13 protein-coding genes are annotated in these 13,323 nt (G+C 67.7%); 12 read left to right on the top strand and 1 reads right to left on the bottom strand.

Annotated elements, in window-relative coordinates; genetic code table 11:
- Positions 1 to 184: 184 nt before the first annotated feature.
- Positions 185 to 706, top strand: a complete 522-nt coding sequence (locus RAN62_RS25815) for a hypothetical protein (RefSeq protein WP_305787352.1) — start codon at positions 185 to 187, stop codon at positions 704 to 706.
- Positions 703 to 1,158 carry a hypothetical protein gene (locus RAN62_RS25820; protein ID WP_305787353.1) on the top strand — a complete coding sequence of 152 codons (456 nt, stop codon included), beginning with the start codon at positions 703 to 705 and terminating at the stop codon, positions 1,156 to 1,158. The genes RAN62_RS25815 and RAN62_RS25820 overlap by 4 nt, the downstream gene beginning before the upstream one ends.
- Position 1,159: 1 nt before the next feature.
- Here the strand turns inward: RAN62_RS25820 and RAN62_RS25825 are convergent, their stop codons facing one another.
- Positions 1,160 to 1,777, bottom strand: a complete 618-nt coding sequence (locus tag RAN62_RS25825) for a DNA mismatch repair protein MutL (protein WP_305787354.1) — start codon at positions 1,775 to 1,777, stop codon at positions 1,160 to 1,162.
- Between the two features lie 36 nt (positions 1,778 to 1,813).
- On the opposite strand from RAN62_RS25825, the gene RAN62_RS25830 reads away from it, so the two are divergent.
- The 10 genes from RAN62_RS25830 (at position 1,814) to RAN62_RS25875 (ending at position 13,288) form a co-directional block, all read left to right on the top strand.
- Entirely contained in the window at positions 1,814 to 2,500 is a 687-nt protein-coding gene (locus RAN62_RS25830; protein ID WP_305787355.1) for a response regulator transcription factor, read from the top strand.
- Positions 2,497 to 3,822: a sensor histidine kinase gene (locus RAN62_RS25835; protein WP_305787356.1), complete on the top strand. Its 1,326-nt coding sequence runs from the start codon at positions 2,497 to 2,499 to the stop codon at positions 3,820 to 3,822. Before RAN62_RS25830 ends, RAN62_RS25835 begins: the two co-directional genes overlap by 4 nt.
- An 81-nt stretch (positions 3,823 to 3,903) precedes the next feature.
- Positions 3,904 to 4,707 carry a lytic polysaccharide monooxygenase gene (locus RAN62_RS25840; RefSeq protein WP_305787357.1) on the top strand — a complete coding sequence of 268 codons (804 nt, stop codon included), beginning with the start codon at positions 3,904 to 3,906 and terminating at the stop codon, positions 4,705 to 4,707.
- Between the two features lie 35 nt (positions 4,708 to 4,742).
- Positions 4,743 to 5,276, top strand: a complete 534-nt coding sequence (locus tag RAN62_RS25845) for a DUF305 domain-containing protein (RefSeq protein ID WP_305787580.1) — start codon at positions 4,743 to 4,745, stop codon at positions 5,274 to 5,276.
- A gap of 316 nt (positions 5,277 to 5,592) precedes the next feature.
- Positions 5,593 to 8,196: a Z1 domain-containing protein gene (locus tag RAN62_RS25850; RefSeq protein WP_305787358.1), complete on the top strand. Its 2,604-nt coding sequence runs from the start codon at positions 5,593 to 5,595 to the stop codon at positions 8,194 to 8,196.
- Positions 8,193 to 9,182: a PD-(D/E)XK motif protein gene (locus tag RAN62_RS25855; protein WP_305787359.1), complete on the top strand. Its 990-nt coding sequence runs from the start codon at positions 8,193 to 8,195 to the stop codon at positions 9,180 to 9,182. The genes RAN62_RS25850 and RAN62_RS25855 overlap by 4 nt, the downstream gene beginning before the upstream one ends.
- Positions 9,179 to 11,116, top strand: a complete 1,938-nt coding sequence (locus RAN62_RS25860) for a hypothetical protein (protein ID WP_305787360.1) — start codon at positions 9,179 to 9,181, stop codon at positions 11,114 to 11,116. Before RAN62_RS25855 ends, RAN62_RS25860 begins: the two co-directional genes overlap by 4 nt.
- Positions 11,106 to 12,020 carry a hypothetical protein gene (locus RAN62_RS25865; protein ID WP_305787361.1) on the top strand — a complete coding sequence of 305 codons (915 nt, stop codon included), beginning with the start codon at positions 11,106 to 11,108 and terminating at the stop codon, positions 12,018 to 12,020. Before RAN62_RS25860 ends, RAN62_RS25865 begins: the two co-directional genes overlap by 11 nt.
- Complete coding sequence (locus RAN62_RS25870; RefSeq protein ID WP_305787362.1) at positions 12,017 to 12,823, top strand: DUF6339 family protein; 807 nt, start codon at positions 12,017 to 12,019, stop codon at positions 12,821 to 12,823. The genes RAN62_RS25865 and RAN62_RS25870 overlap by 4 nt, the downstream gene beginning before the upstream one ends.
- Positions 12,824 to 12,850: 27 nt before the next feature.
- Positions 12,851 to 13,288, top strand: a complete 438-nt coding sequence (locus RAN62_RS25875; RefSeq protein WP_305787363.1) for a very short patch repair endonuclease — start codon at positions 12,851 to 12,853, stop codon at positions 13,286 to 13,288.
- Positions 13,289 to 13,323: the final 35 nt, after the last annotated feature.

A 13,323-nucleotide genomic window follows, 5' to 3' on the forward strand; every position in this document is an offset into this window, starting at 1 on the left:
CGCTCGACCCTAGGTGGCCCACGTCACAGGCGTCAAGCACCGTGCGCCGGCGCCCCGAGCAGAGAGACGGCGGTCAGGCATGGCCAGATCTCCCTACCCGCACGGGCCGTCCCGCCCCGGCGAGGGCGACGGGCCATCATCCACACGGCGCCCGAGGCCCGGATCTGCCGGTACACCACGCACCATGGCCGAGGCCGAGAGCGAGGCCTGGCGCGTGGTAGTCCGCGGTCGCACTCCCGACGCCGCCTCGGCCGATCCGGAAAGCGGCGACGTCACGCCAGTGGCCGGCCCGGCGGCCAAGATTCCCCTCAAGCCGCCGCACCCGAGGCACAACCTCAACAGCATCCGGCCGAAGCATCCGCCGAAGGACAAGAACACCATCGTGCTGCCGGGCACAGACGTGTCCGGTGACCTGGCGGACATCTCGACTGGTCGCGCCACCTGGCAACCGGAGAGCAACACCTACGAAGTCAACGGTCGCTCGTACAAGGTGGAGTCCAGCGGAACCGTCTTCCCGGTCTCCGGTCCCGGGCTGGTAAACCTCAACCGCTATGAATACAGGGCGCTTCAGCAGTTGATCGGCGCAGATGGCAACGTGAGTGCCGCCCGGGAAGCGTTGCGTCGCGACCCCAACGTCGGCGACTCGGAGGTGACAATGGCCCTCGAAGTCTTCCGGCATCACAAGAGCTATCGGGGTGAGCCATGACATACGGGATCTATTTCGCCAGCGAGACACCGGGGGAATCGTTGCGGCAGGCGCTGCACGACCTCTACGAGGTGCCGCCGTCGCTCGTTTACGTGGGTCCCTACGAAGCGCTCAACGACCATCCCGGCCCCGACCCGATCGCCCTCATCACTCCGCGGGAGGGGCCTTTCGGTCAGGAGCTCAGCGGCAGCGGTCAGCTCGGCCAGTTGGTCAAGGTCAGCCCGCTCGAGCTGGCCCGGGCCCTTTGCCGGGCGGCCCGCACCCGGGCGTTGATGGACGAGGGCGGACCGGCCCCCGACTATTGGTTCCTGGTGACGGCCGACGGTTCGTACGGACGGGTCATGACCGATCCTGACAGCGACGACCTGACGATTTTGCACGCCATGGAGCCCATCGCGGGCGCGCCGGAGCTGGCTGTCGTGCCGCCGCCCGACTGGGCGCGGACCTGGTGAGTCAGGTGCCGACCTCGCTGACCTGGGCGACCGGCTTTCCGGCCTGCCAGACCACGTGCACGATGAAGCTGTGGTTGACCTCGTTGAAGTAGACCGCGAGGTTGTCCGGCGTGTCTTGGACGCGGGCGACCGACCAGCCGTCGGCCGGGGTGGCGGTGACGAGTTTGATCACGCCGTCGGCGGCTTGGATGACTGTGCGGCCGCCTTCGACGGTGAAGGAGCGGACGTAGGTGCGGGCGCCGTCACTTTCCGTGGTTACGGTCCAGCCGTCTTCCGTACTTGTCGTCGGCTTTTCGCTCTTCGAAGGCGATGGGGTCGGTGGGGTCGTGGCGGCGGGCGGCTTCGAGCTTTTGGTGCGGCTGCTGGGCGTACGGCTCTTGTGGGGCGACCGGGACTGCGAAGCGCTCGCCGGCGGGGGTGACGCGGTGGGGGCGGCCGTCGTCGGGCCGGGGGTGGGGACGAGGTCACCGGTCTCGCGGAGCTGGTCGACGGAGACCAGGGTGCCGTCGTCGGGGGAGGCCGTCCGGAGCACGGGCAGCATGGCCACCGCGGCCAGCCCGATGCTGGTCAGTGTGGCGGCGCACCAGCCCAGCAGGGGCACCCAGCTCCGAGATCGCACGGGGTCTTTCTTACCGCAACCCCTATGGTGGTCGCCATGGCGTTGATCCTGCTCGTCGAGGACGATCGCAACATCACGGCCGCGCTGACCCGGGCGCTGTCCGACGCCGGGCATGTCGTGCGCCCGGTCGGGCAGGCGGGCGAGGCGCTCAAGATCTGTACGGAGGACCGCCCCGACCTGGTGATCCTCGATCTTGGGCTGCCCGACATCGACGGGACGGACGCGTTGCGGATGTTGCGCTCCGTGTCGGCGGTGCCCGTGATCGTGGCCACCGCGCGGCGGTCCGAGGCGGACATCATCCAGCTGTTGAGCGACGGCGCCGACGACTATGTGACCAAACCGTTCTCGGCGGGGCACATTTTGGCGCGGATCGCGGCCGTACTCCGGCGCAGTCGCATTGCGGTCGAGACCGCGCCCAGCGTCATCACCGTGGGCCCCCTGGAGATCAATCCCCGGCAGCGGCGGGCCGCGCTCGGCGGGCAGGCGCTGCAGCTGACGCGGCGCGAGTTCGACGTGCTCACCTATCTCGCCGAGCGGGTCGGCCAGGTGGTCAGCCGGCGCGAGCTGCTGACCGAGGTCTGGAACCAGACCCGGATCGGGGAGGAGCAGACGATCGACGTGCACATCAGCTGGCTGCGGCGCAAGCTCGGCGAGACGGCGGCGGCGCCGCGATTTCTGCACACGGTACGCGGTGTCGGCGTGATGATGGTCGAACCGCGGTGAGGTGGCAGCTCAACCGGCTCGCGCTGGCCATCACGTCGATGGTGGCCCTGGCGTTCCTGGTGCCGTTGATCTACGCGACCGGCAAGATCGCTCACGACCGGGCGATGAGCGACGCCCGGCAACAGGCGGCGGCGATCGTGGCGGCGCTCGCCGTCGACGTCGACCCGCAACTGCTCAACAACGCCGTGGCCAGCACGGTGGCCGGTGGCGCGGGGCGGCTGGCAGTACATCTGCCGGGAATCGACCCCGTCGGCACCAGCCATGTCGGCGGCACCGAGGTCGACCAGGCCGCGCAGTACCGGCGCGCGGTCGTGGCCGACGCCCCCGGTGGGCTGGCCTATCTGCAGCCCAGCGTGCTCAGCGACGGTCGCTCCGCGGTCATCGAGGTGTACGTCCCCGACGACGAGATGCGGCGCGGCGTGTGGGCGGCGTGGCTCGCCCTCGGGGCGCTCGCCGTCGTTCTGGTGGCCGGTTCGGTGCTGATGGCGGACCGGCTCGGCAGCAAAATAGTGCGCGCCACACGCGAACTGGCGGGCTCCAGCCGGCGTCTGGGCGGCGGCGATCTGACGGTACGCATCCAGCCGTCCGGTCCCGTCGAACTGCGCGACGCGGCCCTGGCGTTCAATTCCATGGCCACCGATCTGCGCCGGTTGCTCGACAACGAACGGGAATTGGCGGCCGACCTGTCGCACCGTTTGCGGACACCGTTGACCGCATTGCGACTCGACGCCGACTCCATGCCGCCCGGCCCGATCGCCGAACGCATGCGACAGGCGTGCGACATGCTCGACGAGGAGCTCGAAGCCATCATCGCGGGCGCCCGGCTCGGCGTGGAAGCCCGGGGCAGCGAGGAGTCCGACCTGGTCGAGGTGCTCGCCGACCGACTCGCCTTCTGGTCGGCCCTCGCCGAGGACCAGCAGCGGCCGTGGGAGGTCGTGGGCGGTCACGTGCCGGTTCCCGTACCCGTGCCGCGCAGCGAATTGATCCTGGCCGTCGATTCTCTGCTCGGAAACGTCTTCGCGCACACGCCCGAGGGAGTGGCGTTCCGGGTCACCGTGTCGCCGGCGGGACTGCTCGTGGACGACGCGGGGCCGGGCATCGCGGATCCCGAGTCGGCGGTGCAACGCGGTGTCAGCGGGGCTGGGTCGACCGGTCTCGGCCTGGACATCGTACGAAGGGTGGCGTCTGCCGCCGGCGGACAGATGGAGATCGGCCGGGGCCCGCTGGGCGGCGCGCGGATCGGCATGGTTCTCACCCCGCCGGCCGACCCCGTTCCTGTCCCGTCCGCACCGGGGCGCCGGCGTCGCGGCCGTACTTTATAAGTCTTTCCGGAGCCGTTAAGGATCCTTTATGGTCGGCGCTCCTACGTTTCTCCCGTCACCGGTTCTTGGGAGGAGCACACAATGCGCAGGTCGATCGGCTATCCGCTGGCAGCACTCGGAGCGATCGGATCCACGCTCGCGGTCTCCTCCCCGGCCCTGGCCCACGGGTACGTGTCCGGCCCGCCGAGCCGCCAGGCGAACTGCGCCTCCGGAGCCGTCGCCGGCTGCGGCCAGATCCAGTTCGAGCCGCAGAGCGTCGAGGGCCCCAAGGGCCTGAAGTCCTGTGACGGCGGCCTGTCGCAGTTCTCGGTGCTCTCCGACGAGAGCAAGAACTGGCCCGCCAAGTCGGTCGGCAAGAACGTCACCTTCACCTGGGTGATGACGGCCCGCCACCGCACCTCCAACTGGGAGTACTTCGTCGGAGGCAAGAAGGTCGCCACGGTCGACGGCGGCAACGCCCAGCCGGATGCCGTGGTGACGCACAACGTCGACCTGTCCGCCTTCCCGGGGCGGCAGACGGTGCTCGCGGTGTGGAACATCGGCGACACGGCGAACGCCTTCTACAGCTGCGTCGACCTCAACATCGGCGGCGGTTCGTCCACCGCGCCTGCGCCGTCTTCTCCGCCCTCCTCTTCCTCCCCTTCCGCGGCTCCTTCTTCCCCTGCTCCCTCTTCCGCGGCCCCCTCTTCTCCCGCTCCCACCACCACGGCTCCCACCACCACGGCTCCCGCCGCTTCTGGGACCGATTGGGCGCCGGGCGTGGCCTACAAGACCGGCGACATCGTGACTTATGAGGGCAAGAAGTACGAGTGCCGCCAGGGCCACTCGTCGCTGCGCAGCTGGGAGCCGTCGATCTACACCCTCGCCCTCTGGCTCCCCCGGTGAAGCGCCTCCTCGTAGGGGCCGTGGCGCTCTTCTCCCTGGCGGCCTGTGGCACCGCCCCCGCCACCTCGGAGTCCTCGGTGAAGGCGGCCGTCAGTGCCGAGGGCGCCCACAACGACACCGACGTCATGTACCTCCAGATGATGGTGGCCCACCACGAACAAGGCCTCGAAATGGTCCGCCTCGCCGAGAAGAACTCGACGCGCGACGACATCAAGACGCTGGCCCAAGCCGTGGACGCCACCCAGTCCGACGAGGTCACCATGATGAAGGGCTGGCTCACCGACTGGCACCAGCCCACCACCGTGGACCACGCCCCCAGCGCCCACGCCGACCACGGCGGCCTCCCCGCCACCGGCCCGGAGGAAATCGAAGCCCTCCGCTCCTCCAAGGGCGCCGCCTTCGAGACGGCCTTCCTGAACCTCTTCGTCGCCCACCAGCACAACGCGGTCGAAATGGCGGCGATGGAGAAGTCGGGCGGCGCCAATCCTGAGACCAAGGCGTTCGCCGAGCGGGTCAAGGAAAGCCGCACCGACCAGATCCAGCAGATGCTCACCATCATGAACGCCTGACCAGCCCCGCCAACGCACCCGGCCGGAGTCATCCCCAGGCTGCTCGCACCAGCAGCCCTCCGGCCGGCGAGACGGGCCCGCCGTTTCACCCTTCAGAACCGGCAAGCCCGAAATCCGGCCGGCCCGCCCCCGCGGGCCGGCCGGAGCCCGTTGAGGCCCGCGACCCGATTGACCTCTGACGTGCTGCCAATCGCATCTTCGTCCGCTTTCGCCGGCGTTCTGTCGCGGTGTCCTCCACCGAGAAGCGCGCACGATCCACCGTTAGGTCGTACGAATTTGCGTCACCTCGCACGGTTCGGCTGCGACCATGGGCCGTATGGAGGACGAGGATCTCGATGAGCAGTATGAGGCGTTCCAGTCGATCGCGGACCGCAGCACCCCCGAGAAGGCGGTGCAGAAGCTCCGCTCGTTGCGAGTGCCCGACGACATCATCGAGATGATCCGGCAGCGGCACGAGGTCGAGGTCATCAAGATCCGGGAGATGCGCGAGCCCAACGTCGTCTACAAGTCCGGCCGTCTGACCTGGTACACCGGGCCTCGACACGATGACAGGTTCTGGCCGGCGCTGGTGGCCAAGCTGAAGAGCGGTCCTCGCCCGTGGAGCGAGGCCGCGGTCGCGAGTCTGGATGACGAGTCGACCAAGGTGGTCGGTCTGCTGGATCATCCTCGAAGCAACGAGTACCGCAGCATGGGTCTGGTCCTCGGTTACGTCCAGTCCGGCAAGACCGCCAACTTCACCGCCGTGATGGCCAAGGCCGCGGACCGTGGGTACCGCCTCTTCATCGTGCTCTCCGGCATCCACAACGGCTTGCGCCGGCAGACCCAGGCCCGGCTCGCCCGAGAACTGGTGCAGCTCAACCCGGCACAGTGGCACGAGGTGACGACCGTGGACTCGGACTTCCAACCGAAGGGAAACGCTGCCGCCTACTTCGCCGCCAAGAACCAGCAGGTCCTTCTCGTGGTGAAGAAGAACGCGAGAGTGCTGGAGAAGCTCAACAAGTGGCTGGCGTCGGCCAAGGACTATCTGCGGGACTGTCCGACGCTGGTCATCGACGACGAAGCGGATCAAGCCACTGTCGGCGGCAAGGTGATCAACCCGCTGCTCGGCGAGCTGCTCCGATCGTTCCCCAAGGTCGACTACGTCGGCTACACGGCCACGCCGTTCGCCAACCTGCTCATCGATCCGGCGGAGAAGGACGACTTCTATCCGCGGGACTTCGTCGTCAGCCTCAAGGCTCCGAAGGGATATCAGGGTCCGGAGCTGCTGTTCGGCCGTGACCCTTTGGACGGGGAGGACCCGAACGACGTCCCGGCCGGGCAGGACATGATCCGCAAGGTGCCGGAGGACGACATCGAACTGGTTCGACCGATCAACAAGGCCGCCGTGGCGGATTTCGTACCGGAGATGGCGCCGTCATTGCGGCAGGCTCTTCTGTATTTCTGGCTGGCGACGGCCGCCAGAAGAGTGCGTGGCACGGGCGTTCCGCACTCGACGATGCTGGTCCACACCACCCTGCAGACCGGCATTCACGAGGACTTCCGAATCCCGATCGAGGATCTCCGGTCGGAGGTCCTGGACGGCGTGCGTAACGACGACTACGACCTCTACGACGAAATCGAACGTTGCTGGATCGACGAGACCGGACGTGTCCCGGCTGCGGACTTCGACGAGACGACGGTGCCGTTCGACGAGCTGCTGAGGCATCTGCCCGACGTGCTCGCGGAGAGCCGGGTCGTGGTCGACAATTATCGGAGCCGCGACAGACTCGATTACGAGTCGGGGCCGGTGGTGGCCATCGCGGTGGGCGGGAACACCCTGAGCCGCGGCTTGACCCTGGAAGGTCTCGTCACGAGCTACTTCGTCCGGGCGTCCTCGGCGTACGACACTCTGCTCCAGATGGGCCGCTGGTTCGGCCACAGGGCGGGCTATGCGGATCTCCCTCGCATCTGGATGACCGAGGAGCTCACCGGATGGTTCCGCCACCTCGCCGTGGTCGAGGCCGAGATCCGCAAGGACATCGACCGCTATCTGGTGGAGGACAAGAACCCGCTGACCTTCGCCGTGCGCATCCGGACCCACCCCAAGATGATGGTGACAGCGCCGGCGCGGATGAAAGCTGCGGTCACAGCCCACGCCGCGTACGGCGGCGACCTCGTGGAGAGCCGGTACTTCCCGACGGGTGACGACGCGGTGGACTGGTTGCGCCGGAATCTCGAGGCGGCGGAGACCCTGCTCGAGGCGGCGAAGCGGCACGGGCGGTCCGAAGCCGGCAGCACGACCGACCGATGGATGTGGAGGGACGTCTCCTACCGGGACGTCCTCAGGTTCATCGGCGAGTACAAGTTCCACGAGCGATCCGAGGAAGCCCGACCCCATCTGCTGACCAGATACATCGAGAAGCGAGTCGCCGCGGACGCACTACGTGAATGGGATATCGCGGTGATCGGGAACTCCAGCGCCGGCGCCGCCACCTGGAAGCTGCCGGACGGCACACAGATCGGCCTGAACCGCCGCAGCCGGATCAACGAGGCCGCTGATCCGCTGGCGGACATCAAGACACTGTCCGGTCCTCGCGACGCGGCGATCAACCTGCGGGTGCCGAGCGACGTAGACGTGACCCGTCGCTCGGAGGTCGACAAGCTGCGCGCTGAGCAGCGTCCGAATCACGGACTGCTTCTGCTCTATCCGATCGATCCGGTCTCCGAGAGCCCCCGCACCAAACGGGAGCCCTTGAACGCCCCGTTCGAGGTGGTGATGGGCGTGGCCCTCGTCTTCCCAAAGCCTCTCTCCGTGGACAGCCAGGTCGAGTTCGACTACGTCTCCGCGGATCTGTCCCGCGTCCCCGGAACCTCCGGGGAGTACTGGGAGGAGGAGAACCCGGAGGTCCTCCGGGAGGATCTCGAGGACGACGCGGCATGAGCGATCTGCGGGCCGTCGTCAACGACCACTGGGCAGCTCTGCAGGCGGCCTCACGAGGGTCGGGCTGGTTGACGTCGGCACTGCCGGTCCAGGTTGGTGACGAGTCGGTGCTCTGCGCTGTCGGCCCTGACGACCGCCGCCACCTTCTTGTGCCGGTCCCGGCCGGCGAGGACGTTCGCGCGGACACCCGTTCGGCGGCCGTTCACCTGCTGCAGCTGACTCTGCAAGCAGGCGACGAGGCAAGGACGTACGCGAATCTGGTACTGCTCAGGGACGATCTTGCCGATGTCTTCACAGCTCTGTGTGCCGATCTCATCGCTGTACTCGCCGTGAACGACCGCACAGCTCAGGTCGCCGTGTCGCAGGTGTTGGACGCCTGGCGGGAGCTGTTCCGCGGTGGGCCGCAATTGAGCACGGAGGAACTCGCCGGACTCTTCGGTGAACTCGTCTTCCTCAACGAGTTGTTGGACCTGGACGCGAGCTTGCTGACAGCCTGGCGAGGTCCGCTCCGGGCGGCGCAGGACTTCATCGCCAACGATCACGCAGCGGAGATCAAGGCGACAGCGTCGAGCGAGGGCAGGTCGATCCGCATCCACGGGATCGATCAGCTCGTCGCCCCGTCGGGCGGCCTGCTGATCAGGTGGATGAGACTGAGCACCGCCGACACGGGCGGACGCTCGGTGCCGGAGCTGGTCGACATGACGGCCGGGCGCATCGATCGCCCTCGTGAGTTGTGGCAGCTACTGGCGCGCGCGGGCTACCTCACCGCCGATCGTGACCGGTACGCCGGCCTTCGGTTCTCCGCGGTCGAGACGGCCCATTACGAAGTCACCGATGGGTTCCCCCGGATCGTGCCCGGTTCCTTCGCCGACGGTGTCCCCGGGGGCCTTTCCCAGGTCCGGTACACCGTGGATCTGGACCAGGCCCCACCTCCTATGCAGCAGGATGAAGTCCGAGTTTTCATGAGTGCGATGGCGAAAAGATGACGCGACCTCGTTGGTACTCCCAGCCGTTCCCACCGGCCGGCTCGATCAGTGCGGAGGGCATCAAGCGGACCCTCGGGAAACCGCCGATCCCGTGGCCGGCGATCCTCGTCCGCGAATCCGCCCAGAACAGCTGGGATGCGCGGGTCGGCGGCCAACCGGTCTCGTTCACCCTCGCTCTCTCCGTGGTACCGCCGCAGAACGCCAACGCATGGCGGACCTTGTTGCTGGAAGGTGCGCCGCACGACGCCCGCTTCCCTCTGCGGCAGATATTGCGGGGTCGGGAAGGGCACTCGACGTACGTACGCACGCTGACGATCAGTGACCGGGGCACCAAGGGATTGGGCGGACCGACACGGGCTGACACCGCGAGAGGCGACGAACCGCGGGACTGGGTCTCCTTCGTGCTCAACGTCGGCGACCCGCCGGACACCAAGCACGGCGGCGGAACCTACGGCTACGGCAAGGGCATCCTCTATCAGATGTCCCGGGCCGGGACGATCGTCGTGCACAGTCGGACCATGACGGCCGAGGGGCCCGAGGGCCGCCTCATCGGGATCTGCCTCGGCGAGTCGATGGAGCTCGCCGACAGCCAGGGCGAGAAGAAGCCGTTCACCGGTCGACACTGGTGGGGCCGTGTCGAATCGGAACATGTGGAACCCTTGACCGGGGAGGAGGCGACCGCGACGGCCGACGCACTCGGACTGCGCCCCTTCGCCGAGGGCGAGACCGGAACGGACGTCGTCATCATCGAGCCCGACTTCGGCGACGAATCGGACGAGGACACCGCTCAGTACCTCGCTGACGCCGTCGCCTGGAACCTTTGGCCGATCATGCTGGAGAAGCGCGGTCCGGAGCGACTGGTCCCACAGGTCTGGAACAGAGGCTTACGGGTCCCCGTGCCCGTACCCGAGAAGACTCGAGGACTGCGAACTTTCGTAGCGGCGTACCGACGCCTCGAGTCCGACGAGGGCGTTCACACCCTGATGTGCGGCAACCCCAAGAAGGCGCTCGGGCGGATGGCCCTCGAACGACAGCTCATCCCACCCTACGAGCCGCCCGCCGCCGCGCAGGATCTCGGCATCACGGCGGCGCCACATCATGTATGTCTGCTCCGTACGCCCGAGCTTGTCGTCAAGTACCACGCCGGTCCCGAACCGATCAGCGCCAATCTCGCGTACGCGGGTGTGTTCCGTGCCTTCGACGAGATGGACAGGACCTATGCGGCCGCCGAGCCTCCCACTCATGACGACTGGGTCTTCGCGCAGCTGGAGGGCGCTGAGCGGACATACATCCGCACCACTTTCGTCCGCATCAAGGAACGCCTGGCGGAGTTCGCCAAGCCCGCCGAGGTGAAGGTCGAGGGCGCCCGCGCTCCGTTGGGAGCTGTGAGCAACTTCCTCGGATCGTTGGTCGCGGCGGCGACCGGTTCCGGAGCAGCCACAGCACTGCCCACATTGCCGACGGCGGGCAGCGGGGGAGTCGGTGGGAACGGGCCGAGCGACGAGGGATTCGACAACGGCGTCGCCGGCGATGGCGGCTCGTCGTCGACCTCGGACAGGCCCGGTCCGGGTGCACGAGGAGGACGCGCCTCCGTACGCCTGGACGGCGAGCCCTATTTCGAGAACTCGGAGATCGGCCTGCTTCTCGTCCAGGACGCCGTGGTCGTCGGAAGTGGTCGTCTCGTGGCCCGTGGCGAGGTCTCGATCACTGTCGCCGACGGGAGTCGCGAGTTGGATCCTCCGGAGGGATCGGCCCAACCGATGGTGGTCGGCTGGCGTACAGGGCCCGACGAGCAGGAAGGTGATCAGCTCACCTTGGACGATGCCACCGCCGGTCAACGGCTCGCGCTCGTGGTGAGGCCCGTGGCGGAAACGATCACCCAAATCAGCGTCGTGACCGTCCGGAACGGGGGGACGGCAGGCAATGGCAGGTAAGGCAGTTCGCGCCTGGCCGTACCGGCGCGCGGCGGGCGGGATCGTCACCGCGTCGAACTGGATTCTGAATCCCGGATCGGATGATGAGCGTGAAGCGCCCGCCAGTCTTCCCGACTGGGACTATCAGACGAGGTTGCGCCTGCGCCGGCGGATGACGATCGATGCGGTCGCATGCCGAGCCGCCACGGGACTGGTGGTCGGTCATCCGTTGGCGATCAGCGTCCGGTGGCACGCGACGCCGTCCTTGCTGCGCGGTGCCGTCGCCTGGGTGCCGCTGCGCGACGATGTGCACGAGTACGACGTCGACTTCGACATCGCCGGTGAGCGGTTGGGCGGTGTCGTCCACGTCGAGACGATGATCGTTCTTGCTGCCGCGGGTGAGCGAAGACCCGCCGTGGCCCACCTGGCCGGTAGCAGTCTGTGGAACGACGTCCTTGACATCCGGCTGCAGGGGGACGCGCCCTTGTTCCCGATCGCGTTGATCCCGTTCTCGGGCTCGAGCCTGCCCCACCGGGCGGCCTGGTTCCTGGAACTGGGTGCCGATCTGACGGCATCCGCCCTCGGTGCCATCCAACTGCTGGTGAACCAGGAACACCGGAGGATCGCCGACGCCGTGGCCAAGGCCGCCTCGCCGAACGATGTCGACCGAGCAGTGCTGTCGGCGTTGCGATCGGACATCGTCCGTACGATGCTCGAACGCGCCCTTGGGGAAGAGGAGTTCTCCATGGCCGAGGACTACGGGAAGGACACACTCGGCTCGGTCCTGCAGGGATTGGTGAGAACGTACCTGCCCGACCATCTCGAGGACGATCTGCTGGAGATCCGACGGATCCGGAGCGCCGACCCGCCGCTGTTCGCCGCGATGACGCAGGCAGCGACCGAGTTCTTGGCGGAGGAACGATGAGCACTCTCTACCCGCGTCTGCCCGCGAGCGCGGCGAACGAACGCTACGCCGAGATCAAGGACCGCAGCCCGGCCGAACTCGTCAAGGACACCGACTCGACCCATCTGGCGCAGTACTTCGCGCCTACCGGCGGGACGCGGGTCACCGCCGAACGACTCGCTCGTCTCCGGGAGTTGATCGTCGACCTCGCGGAGAAGAAGGGCTTTCCCCATGAGCCGTTGGGGCGATCGGTGCACGAGTTCGACACCGCTCTCGCCCGTACGTTGCACACCGACATGGATCTCGTCCCGGCCGAGGCTTCGGTCAGACCGATATGGGCATTCCTGGCGCTGGTTCTGCTGCCCGACGTCTCCGTGTGGCGATTCCCTCGGCTACCCGGCGACCGTGTGCTGGCCACGGACATCACTCGCCACGTGTTCGGGCGTCTCTGGTGGCGCGCCGAGCTGCTGCACGAGGAGACCCGACCCGACGATCCCTACCACTTGCTCGACGTCTTCCCGGAACGCAACTTCGACCAGATCCTCGCTCGCCGTAGATCGATCGGGGGATCGCCCGAACTGATCCGTGCCCTGGCCAAGGAATGGCCCAAGAACTGGCCCGACACGGGTGAGACCGAGGCTCTGCAGGACGTGCTCAAATACCTCATGCGTCGGGGCGCTTTCCAGGACCTCTTCGGGATGCCGGAGTCGCTCCTCCGGCCTGAGGTCTCCCGGACGATCCTCGAAGTACGGCACGGTCGCACCCGGGACGGGAGTACGCCGATGCCCGAGGGGGAGAGGGTCGGCCGGCACGCGAGGCTTTGACCGTTTGCTCGTGGGTAGGGTGGGTGCATGCCTGCGACATCGGGTCCCGTTCCGAGTTCGATCACGGTGTCGGGGCGGATGAGCCGGCAACGGCGCCGCGACACCGATCCCGAGGTGGCGATCCGCCGACTGCTTCATGCCAAGGGGCTCAGGTTCCGGGTCACCCACCCGGTGCCCGACATGCCGAGGCGCACGATGGATGTCGCCTTCACCCGAGCGCGAGTCGCCGTGTTCGTCGACGGGTGCTTCTGGCACGTCTGCCCTCAGCACGCCACGAGACCGGCGTCGAATTCGACGTGGTGGGCGGAAAAACTCGCGAAGAACCAGGCGCGGGACATCGCGACGAACGAGCATCTGGTCGAACGCGGCTGGCAGGTGGTGCGGGTCTGGGAGCACGAGGACCCGGCGGAGGCCGCTGAGCGGGTCGCCGTTGCCGTACGTGCCCGAGGGGTGGAGCCGTCCTGACGGTCGCAGAGGACCGGCAGCTCGGCCGCCGCCTC

Source organism: Symbioplanes lichenis (genome assembly GCF_030709675.1).
Taxonomy (GTDB): domain Bacteria; phylum Actinomycetota; class Actinomycetes; order Mycobacteriales; family Micromonosporaceae; genus Actinoplanes; species Actinoplanes lichenis.